We start from the raw sequence: 3,046 nt of genomic DNA, 5'->3' as shown, positions 1-3,046 counted from the left end.
AAATCAAGGAAACGTTAACTTATTGAATAACAATCAGCAAAATTAAAAGTTACCTTTATGAATTGAATCTGCCTCTTATTAGTTATTTATACTTCGATATTTATTCGCTTATCCTTCGCTCTTCCTTCGCTGTTCGTATATCGAATGTAAAGGGTAAGAAGAAAGAGAAAAAATTTCTGTCTTGGCTATTTAAAAAGAAATGGCTATCTTTGCCACAAAACTTATTATTCTTTTTGCAGTGTAGCAAGCTGTGACTCGATTGTGATGAAATACTTTTTACTATTCTTTTTAGCGTTATTATCTACTGGCTGTCAGCTTTTTCAAGGACGACAGCAAGCAGGGGAGAATGTGGCTACTGAAGCAAAACAAGAGGAAGTGTTTGTGCCGGTAGAGAAGGAACTGTATGTGATTAAAGAAGGCACTATAAGAGATAAAGACTTTAAGATAAAGGGAGAGGCTTATTCATTTCCTTTTGGCGAAAAGATAAAAATAGTAGCAGAGGGAAAGGAATTTTATAGAACAGAAAGAGGAGACTATATAGAGAAAAATAATGTGGGAAATTGGGAGACTTTGAAAGCCCTAATCACCGATGAAATGCTTATACAAAATATTGATATCAACGGGAATCCTAATGATAGTATTGCTAAATATTTAGCTATAAACCAAATTTCTTATGAAGAATATCAAGAAGCCTTGAAACATAAAGTAGATTTTCTTATAGAAGATACTCTTTCGATTGTAAAAAAGAAAGGGATACTTACTTTTCCTTGTCAGCATAAAACAGTTTACCTAAAAGATCAACCTGATGATTTTGAGAATCCTTTTTCTACAACTTATGCTTATGTAGGGAATATGCCTGCTCTAAATCAATATTTAGTATTTGAAGATTCACAAGATTTTTATGCTTATATTTTTATAGACAAAACTACTGGTAAGCAAACAGAGTTTCAACGATTTCCCTTTCTATCTACTGATAAGAAGTATATCATTACAGTCGGTAGGGCTTATGAAGATTTAGTAGGAATTATTTCTTTATATCGTATAGAGAGTGTAAAACCTTTTAAAATAAATCTTTTAGTAGATGAAAGTACAAGATGGTGGGCAGCCTACGATTATTTTGATAAACAACCTATCTTTTTCAGTAAAAATGGCTATTTATATGCGTCAATGAATGTGGTAGCTAACTTTTTCGATGAAAAAGATGAACTTAACCCCCAAAGAATGTACATAAAGATAAAAATCAAGTGATAAAATAAACATTTGTGTGAATAACACTACATTAATATTATGAAATATATCGTTATCCTTATGGGACTATTTAGCTTTTTTAATACGCAGGCTCAAATTGAGCGTGTAGAACCGCCGTTTTGGTGGGAAGGTATGCAATATGCTGAGGTGCAAATATTGCTCTATGGCAAAAATATAGCGCAATATCGCGTGGAAAGCGACTTGCCTATCACTAATGTGCTGAAAACGGAAAACCCTAACTATCTATTCGTTACCATAGATACCAAAGGTAAAAAAGCAGGTAACTACTCGCTTTCTCTCTTGCAAAAGAACAAAAAAGTAGGTAGTGTAGCTTACGAACTAAAGCATAGACGCGAGGGGTCTGCTCTTAGAAAAGGCTTTGATAGCTCGGATATGATTTACTTGCTGATGTCTGACCGTTTTGCTAATGGTAATCCCAACAACAATTCGCATTCGGCTCTTACTGACAAGCTCAATAGAAAAGCTTCTGACGGTAGACACGGAGGGGATATACAAGGCATTATCAATCATCTGGATTATATACAGACCTTAGGGGCTACCGCTATATGGAGTACCCCCTTGTGCGAGGATAACGAACCGCAGCATTCGTATCATACATATGCCCAAACTGATGTCTATAAAATAGACCCTCGCTATGGTACGAATGAGGAATATATACAGCTGTCTAAGGCTCTGCACAAGCGGGGTATGAAGCTCATCAAAGACTATGTGACTAACCACTGGGGGAGTCAGCATTGGATGGTGAAAGACTTGCCTTGCTATGATTGGTTGCATCAGTTCCCAGGGTACGGACAGAGTACTTTTAGGATGAGTACCCAGATGGATAGCAATGCTTCAGAATGGGATAAAAAGTATTGTGAGAAGGGGTGGTTTGCTCCCTCAATGCCTGACCTTAATCAGGCGAATCCGTTGGTGCTTAACTACCTGACGCAGAATGCTATCTGGTGGATAGAGTACGCTGACCTTGATGGACTACGCGTAGATACGTATTCATACAACGACAAAGAGGGCATCGCTAAATGGACGAAAGCGATTATGGATGAGTATCCGCACTTTAATATTATGGGTGAGGTATGGCTCAACCAAAGCGCTCAGGTGTCGTATTGGCAAAAGGACAGTCCGATAAGTGCCATACAGAGCTATAATACTTATCTGCCTACAGTGATGGATTTTCCGCTTTTTAATGCGATAGGTGAGGCGTTTCGCGCTGCTCCGTCGTGGGATAAGGGTATGATACAGCTGTATGACAATTTGGCGAATGATTTTCTGTATAAAGATATTAATAACTTGCTTATCTTTGCTGAAAACCACGATACAGCACGTCTTAATCACGTATATACAAAGATAGCTGACTATAAGCTCATTATCAGTATGTTGGCTACAGCACGCGGTATTCCTCAATTGTACTACGGCAGCGAGATAGGTATGGCAGGCGACAAGAGCAAAGGTGATGGCCATATACGGCAGGATTTTCCTGGTGGTTGGGAAGGCGATGAGCAAAACGCTTTCACTGCTGCTGGGCGTACGGCTATCCAAAATGAGTATTACGATTTCACCGCTAAGCTTTTTAACTGGCGTAAGGATAAGGCTGTGATTCACTATGGTAAAACTAAGCAATATTTGCCTGAAAATGAAGTATATGTCTATTTTCGCTACAACGATACCGAGTCGGTAATGGTTGTGCTTAACAATAGCGAAAAGCCGCAAACGCTTCAGCTGAACCGTTTTGCTGAGAGTTTGGCGGGATTTTTGAGGGGTACAGATGTGGTATCGGGGA

At 38.5% G+C, this 3,046-nt stretch carries 2 protein-coding genes; both read left to right on the top strand.

Annotated elements, in window-relative coordinates:
- Window positions 1-264 precede the first annotated feature (264 nt).
- On the top strand, window positions 265-1,248 hold the full coding sequence (locus HMPREF9074_RS10575) for a hypothetical protein (protein ID WP_009388877.1): 984 nt from the start codon (window positions 265-267) through the stop codon (window positions 1,246-1,248).
- A 39-nt stretch (window positions 1,249-1,287) separates the two neighbouring features.
- On the top strand, window positions 1,288-3,046 hold a 1,759-nt coding region (locus tag HMPREF9074_RS10570; protein WP_034540703.1), incomplete at its 3' end, for a glycoside hydrolase family 13 protein.

Source organism: Capnocytophaga sp. oral taxon 329 str. F0087 (genome assembly GCF_000213295.2).
Classification (GTDB): Bacteria; Bacteroidota; Bacteroidia; order Flavobacteriales; family Flavobacteriaceae; genus Capnocytophaga; species Capnocytophaga leadbetteri_A.
This window is presented reverse-complemented; position numbering and strand designations above follow the sequence as displayed.

What these genes read in the sequence shown, in the direction of transcription:
- HMPREF9074_RS10575 (WP_009388877.1), top strand. Translation starts at nt 265, where the DNA reads ATGAAATACTTTTTACTATTCTTTTTAGCGTTATTATCTACTGGCTGT.